The 6,220-nt window shown below is 51.7% G+C and carries 3 protein-coding genes; 1 reads left to right on the top strand and 2 read right to left on the bottom strand.

The window, feature by feature from the left end:
• Positions 1-547 precede the first annotated feature (547 nt).
• A complete protein-coding gene (locus tag IE105_RS15160; protein ID WP_189499730.1) occupies positions 548-1,207 on the bottom strand; it encodes an SOS response-associated peptidase family protein in 660 nt (219 codons plus the stop codon).
• 107 nt (positions 1,208-1,314) lie between these two features.
• On the opposite strand from IE105_RS15160, the gene IE105_RS15155 reads away from it, so the two are divergent.
• Entirely contained in the window at positions 1,315-1,734 is a 420-nt protein-coding gene (locus IE105_RS15155; RefSeq protein ID WP_189499729.1) for a thermonuclease family protein, read from the top strand.
• A 638-nt stretch (positions 1,735-2,372) separates the two neighbouring features.
• Here the strand turns inward: IE105_RS15155 and IE105_RS15150 are convergent.
• Positions 2,373-5,651 carry a beta strand repeat-containing protein gene (locus IE105_RS15150; protein ID WP_189499728.1) on the bottom strand — a complete coding sequence of 1,093 codons (3,279 nt, stop codon included), beginning with the start codon at positions 5,649-5,651 and terminating at the stop codon, positions 2,373-2,375.
• Positions 5,652-6,220: the final 569 nt, after the last annotated feature.

Here is a 6,220-nt window from a genome sequence, read left to right as displayed (position 1 = left end):
AGCGATGCGTGATGCATCCCTCAGCCAATGGCGTGAGTTGATAGCTGTCTAGCTGAGGGCTAACCTTATAGAAATCCGGCCGTAGCCGTTTAAGCTGACAATGCCGTCGACATAGTTCTGCCAGTGGTCGAGGACAACGTACTTCACTTAAAACAATCCACGTAGCCGAGACCAACTAGGACGGCGAGTTAAAACCTTCTACTCGATCAGTGATCCCGGCGTAAGATTTTCCGAGCCTTTTAAGTAAACTCTTTCCTGTCAGGCAAACGGTCTAAGCGCGTCCAGCGCAGCCAGAAAAGCAATCGGGTCAGATGGTTGATGTGCCCCTAGCTTTGTAGACACCTTGGTCCGTAAAAGTGGAAGCAAGGAGCATCCCAGGTTTAGTTTCTGGACGCGGCGCGTAAAAACGGACCAACCTACCAATCATTGTTTCCCAAGGGCGATAAAAGCCCAAGCTTGATAAATTAGCATAGGTTTACTAAAAAATTACGGTTTGGCGAGTGGTTACAATCCGTCCATTGTGACTGCCAGCCAAACACCAATTTTGCTAATCCCTCTGCTCGATTAGTTCAAGTGCGTCACCGGGAAGCGGGCGCTGAATTCGCAAGCTCCCCACGCCTCCCGCTAGCCACTCGCCACACTCATGGGGATCAGTAAGAATCACAGGCATAGCTTTCGGATGGATAGGCGCGACAATGCTATTCGGTTCTGTCGTTAGAAACGCATAGAGCCGCCATTCGTCCGTTTCTCGCTGTCGACGCTTTTTGCCCTCAACAGCTTTCAAGCGTTCGCCTGTCCATGGTCGCCATATTCCGGCAAAGAATGACGGCGCGTCACCTGTAGTCTTAAACCAAGCATTCCCCTTGCTGACTTTGTCCCATTCAGCAAAGCGATCAAAAGAGACGAGACAGCGATACTCTGGCTCTTTCAGGTAAGCGCCGTTCACATTTTGCCACCAGCGGCTGTCCAGATTGCGAATATTTGTTATGGGACGTTTCCCGTCGCCAACCGCTGGGAAACCCCAGCGCATGGTTTCTATCTTGGCTCCCGTGCCGTCCGATATAATGACAGGGCCGTCTTGGTCGGCTCCCGTATAGTCCGGAGCAAAGTTACGCGCGCGGCTGGCTTCGTCCAGTTTCAAGCTAGCTTGCGAGAGCGTGTCGAAGATGGCCCTATTATCGAGCGAATGATGGTAAAGGTTGCACATCGGATTTACCTACCAGCGCGCAATCAGTATGGCGAATTTCCAACTAAAGACGCAATGTCTATCGGACAGACTGTAATGGGGAGGGATAGTTATGAAGGACCGTAAGAATGCTACTCTCATTGCAGCGATTATCTGCCTGTGCGCAAGCCCGACAATTGCGAAGCCGGGCGACCATCGCCTGCATCCCTATGTCATTGACCCAGATACAGTTGACGTTGGCCTGCCTGAGAACCTCCGCATCATTGGCGTGGGACGGCCCTGAGAAGGGCTGGCGGGCCGAATGCACCGCAGAACGTGAATTAGAAGTGCTCGGCACAGCCTACGCGCGGGAATGGCTTGGGAATGCCAAAAACGTCACACCGCGCCCGCTAGAACCAACACGAACTGACCGCTATGGTCGTTACCTTGGCAATCTGACAGTGGACGGCTTGGACTATGCGGAAACTATGATTGCGGCAGGCTACTTGCGCCGATGGGATTATGACGATTGTGGCCGTGCCTGTAAGCCGGATTGGTGCGCAAATTGACCCGCATCCCGCGTGCAAACGAGCCCCGTGGCTGGTTCGGGCTCATCGTCCTTGTTATTGTTTTGGCGATGGCAGGCGCGATGGTCTGGAACATCCCCTGAGCTGAAGTCACGGTGATCCCCAAACCGGACCTTAGCTCAGTGTCTTACTTGGGGCGATTTTAAGACACTCAGCAATCAGCGTTACTGTGGTATGATCAGTCAAGCTTCTGAGCAGGTTACCTTATGGATGTGGGTCGTGACGCTGCGAAGGATCACTGTCGCGTGATCTCACTTAGTCTTGCTACGAGGCCTTTGGCATTGGCTGCGTCTGTGATTGCTAAATCTTTCGCAAATATAACGGCTCGGCGGTTACCCGGCCCGCCTGATTCGACGCCGAAAATGCAGCGCGAAATTGGCAGGCCGAGTTTCCAATAAGGCACATTTGGAGAGAGCCTTACACAATTTTATGCTGGAGAGTGTGATGATTTCCTTAATTCAAGCACCTCAAAACCGCCAAGCTCTAGCTTAAATGGCGGACCACCTCATAGGGGCAAGTCAATAAACCGCTTTACCAAGCCATCAGGTTAGGGAGGTCGGAACTCGAAAATGCCGTGTCTAGCGGCACATCCCAAGTCGGAGTAAGACAAATCGACAAGGCTAATTTACCCTTGCGCGATAGGCGATAGTAAAATTCGGGTCGGGGTCTCCAGCGGCCATCTCACCCTTTGGATTGACGCAGATGTAGGTCACATTATTATTATATCCTGCTGCAGGGATAAAATTACACGCGGCGAAATTCGTCGGTTTCGTTCCGCTATTTGAGTACGCGACATCTGTACCATAGGTAAAAGTCAATCCTGTCGTTTCACCTTCGACAAATGAAACGGGGTTTAGAATGGGCCCCCCATCGTCCATATCACCGTTATAGAAGCTTATTTCCGGTGGGACATTCTCCATCAACACAATTGTGTCTGCGTCCGCATTACCATTCCCAATATTTGTTACCGTCAAAGAATAAATCACGTCATTGCCCGGCAAGATATATAAACCTAAAATACTGGGATCATATACCGTCACGGATTTACTCGCCGTAAGCTCTGCAGCGCTAGCAATAGCTGAGTAAGTTAAAGAGAACTCAGAGGATATGTCATAGCTGCTGGCAACAGTTTTACGAGTTGTTGTGGCGGAGATAGTATTGCCCTCAGCGACGGTGTCATTGGCTGTGAATATGCCGGTGAAGTTGAGGTCACCCCCTGCGTGGGTGATATCGACGAAGCCCAAATGAATTTCGCCTTCGCCGTAACTCGAGGCGTCTGCTTCTGTGCTCTTATAAAAGTCCACTCGGTAGCCATCCGTATTTGCCGGCGCATCCAGATTAATGTCATAATTAAGGGTGGAACCGGCTACGGAAAGTTCATTGATAATTGGGAAATTGAGGAGATTATTGGGGCCCGCATCACCATCACCGCTATCGTTTGCCGTCACGCCATCGGCATCTTCAGTACCGCCGCCTAAATCAATACCAAGACCGCCATTGCCATAGATGTTATTGGCGAGGGCAAAGAAATCATCGCCTGAACTATATATCCCGTCAGCGCCGTTGTTTGTGATAACATTAGCTCCGCTGCTACTCCCATTGCCTATTTGTACACCCGTCGCTGCGGCCAAAATTGAGACGCCAGTCCCGGTATTACCGACAGCTGTCGTGCCGTCTGCGCCCAAACCAATTGAGTTACCCAGAATCGTGATAGTATCAACGCCGGAGAACGCGATTCCGTCGCCAGTATTGCCAGAGATTATATTGCGGTCCGCGACGTTAGTCCCGCCAATGGTAACGCCGCTGATTGAGCCCGCTTCAAAGTGAATGCCGTCACCACCATTGGCTAACGCCGTATTTCCCGTCCGGTCCACGCCGATATAATTTCCAGAAATGACTGCGTCCCCAGAAGACCCACTCACGGGGTTATCGTTTGTTAAATGTATACCTGCACCAGAATTTCCAGAAATTAAATTACCCTGCACCGCGTCCCATGTTGCACTTCCAGAGGCAAGATCATTACCGATACCCTGACCATTTGGCATTGCGGACAGACCGAGCGGATTCGTCCCGATGAAATTTCCTTCGATGGTGCTAGCTGACGCGGCTATCATCGAGATAATTCCAGAAAATCCATTTGAAGAAATCACATTTCCATCACCGGGGTTTGGACCTCCAATCACTGTGCCTACGCCCCGGTCCACAACACCATATCGGTTTGGGGCTGCCGTCCCGGCAGGGGTCAATCCGAGATAAGAACAAGCAATAGTTTGGTTGGTTCCACCAATAACACCAACACCGGCAAACGTGTTATTTGTTATAGAGAGGCCTCGCAATGAAATATTTAAACCGTTTAGCTTGAAGGCATTGAAAAAGCCTGTCGAACTACTAATCCGGACCTTGAGCGTATGCGGCGTTCCAGACCAGAGGTCTCCGCACGAGGCTCCGCTTTGAGTTGTTCCGTCAACGCTGATCCCATCATCTAGAAGCTCCAGGGAATTGGTCAATGTAATCGTATGTGGCCCCGCGCCGGGGATATCGAAGGTAATATTATCATCATCCGTGTTGGCGTTGACGTAATCTACTGCCGCCCGGAGCGATCCTGTTCCACTATCATTCGTGTTCGTAACGATGTTCGGAGGGGCGTCATAAATGGTAAACTGATAATCCTCGACTTCCCCATCCCCGGCTGCCTCCCCGGGATCAACGTCAGACTTTGTTGACCACCGGAACCGCGAAAATGTATCGCCAATTATGGCATCTATGGGGGCGGTAACAGTGAAACTTATCTCACCATCGCTATCACCGTCTGTCAAATTGGTCGCGACCTGCTCCCCCGTATCCAGAAAATCATTGTCTTGGTTCCAGTCAAACCACGCTTGCAATTTCCCGCTCGTGCCGACCGCATTCACTACTAAAGTTTTACTCGCTCCTGTGACAAAACTGGGCATTACCACCCCGTCATCTCCGGTGTCACCGCTGGCTGTTGGCGAATCATATGACCCCGCATCGGCATTATTCGCCCCGCCCATTCTGATGCCAGTAACAAGCGTGTGTCTGGGGTGACCATAATTGGTGATAAGCGCATCACCGAAATCTTCTCCGACTTCCGATGTGTATACGGGTGTTGAAAGGTTCGGGCAGCTGAAACCCAAAGAGGTACTGCGGTTGATTTGATTGTCCGTAAATGCACCGATTCTATACTCAAATGAACTGACATCCGTATAAAACACCGTCACAATATTCTCTTCGTCATTCGGGTCTATACCCGGCACTGTTAGGGTTGTTCGAGATTCAAAACGTCTCCGGGTCGGCGACGAGGGCGTCGATGAATCAACATCAAGTTCAGTGGTGCTACTCAGTGCATACCCCAACAGTGATGTTTCTAGTTCGACATATTCACGGGTATTCGCGGACGCGTCGCCATCAATATCGATCGGTGTTGCGGCGATGTCTAATTCGACAGGTTGATTGGCGCTGGTGACAAAGCTAATTCTAAAATCGGCGGATGACTCTCCCGGTTGAGCTTCAAGCACAGGTTGGAAAAAGGATGGCAATCCGCTGGACGTGTCAATCGTTGATAAGGCACCACCCCCGTCAAACCCCAAAATTGTAACGCGCGCATCAACTCCGGGAGCGACGTTTGTGTATCGGTAAACCGCATTCGTTTGTAAGGCTGTGCCCGATTCAAGCACGCTAGACGTGAAATCTAAAGACGTGACTGAGCGACCTTGGCAAGTAATTACTGGCGGCGTTTGGGCGTGCACGGATAGGCTCGCTGCGAAGACAAAATACGCGCAAAGGAATGCTATCGCGACTCGCAAGAATGCAATCATCGCGACCGAGCTCTTGGTTGGCTGCGAAACAAGTTCAGAAAGAGAGCGAAAAGCGGCAATCATCAAATGCACGCCCCTATTGTATGAGGGCTCTGATTGTGACGGTTGCCACCGTAGGAGTCCCTACAGACCCGGACGCTATCGTCGCGCCGGTAAAGTTGATGACGCAGGCGCCGCCCGTGCAATCCGTGNGGATGCAAGCCCCCGGAATTGAATATTGGTCCCCGACCGCTGGGGTGCCCGGAATAGTCGCGCAGCCAGTGCCGTCTTCAGAGAAAATCGTGATCGCTTTGGTGGCAGCAATATCAGCAGACGCAACGACGTAGGCCGAGCTGGCCGAGTGATCACCCTCATTGGCGTTTTCATTGGATGTGCCCGATCCGTCAGCCAATACGTTCTCAGCGGCGCCCGTCAGGGAGTTGCCATCTGAGTCGGCAACAACTGGGGTCGCGCTGGCGCCACCTGAGCTGGGCTCCAGTGTATTGGCCACAACCGAAATATCATCCGTGTTCGTGTCATTGAGGCCCGTTGGAATATTGCCGCGCACAATCACCCAGAATAGGGCGTCAGCAGCCAAATCGGGGGTCTTGGTGCTGTTATAAGCAATCGCACTGCCGTCATCGACACCTGGC

Origin of the sequence: Algimonas arctica (assembly GCF_014652695.1) — a bacterium.
Classification (GTDB): domain Bacteria; phylum Pseudomonadota; class Alphaproteobacteria; order Caulobacterales; family Maricaulaceae; genus Litorimonas; species Litorimonas arctica.
Note: the sequence above shows the minus strand (reverse complement) of the source record. Positions and strands in the feature narration are given on the sequence as shown.

Bases quoted from the DNA above. Each gene is read 5' to 3' on its own strand.
- IE105_RS15160 (WP_189499730.1), bottom strand. From the start codon at position 1,207: ATGTGCAACCTTTACCATCATTCGCTCGATAATAGGGCCATCTTCGAC.
- IE105_RS15155 (WP_189499729.1), top strand. From the start codon at position 1,315: ATGCTACTCTCATTGCAGCGATTATCTGCCTGTGCGCAAGCCCGACAA.
- IE105_RS15150 (WP_189499728.1), bottom strand. From the start codon at position 5,651: ATGATTGCCGCTTTTCGCTCTCTTTCTGAACTTGTTTCGCAGCCAACC.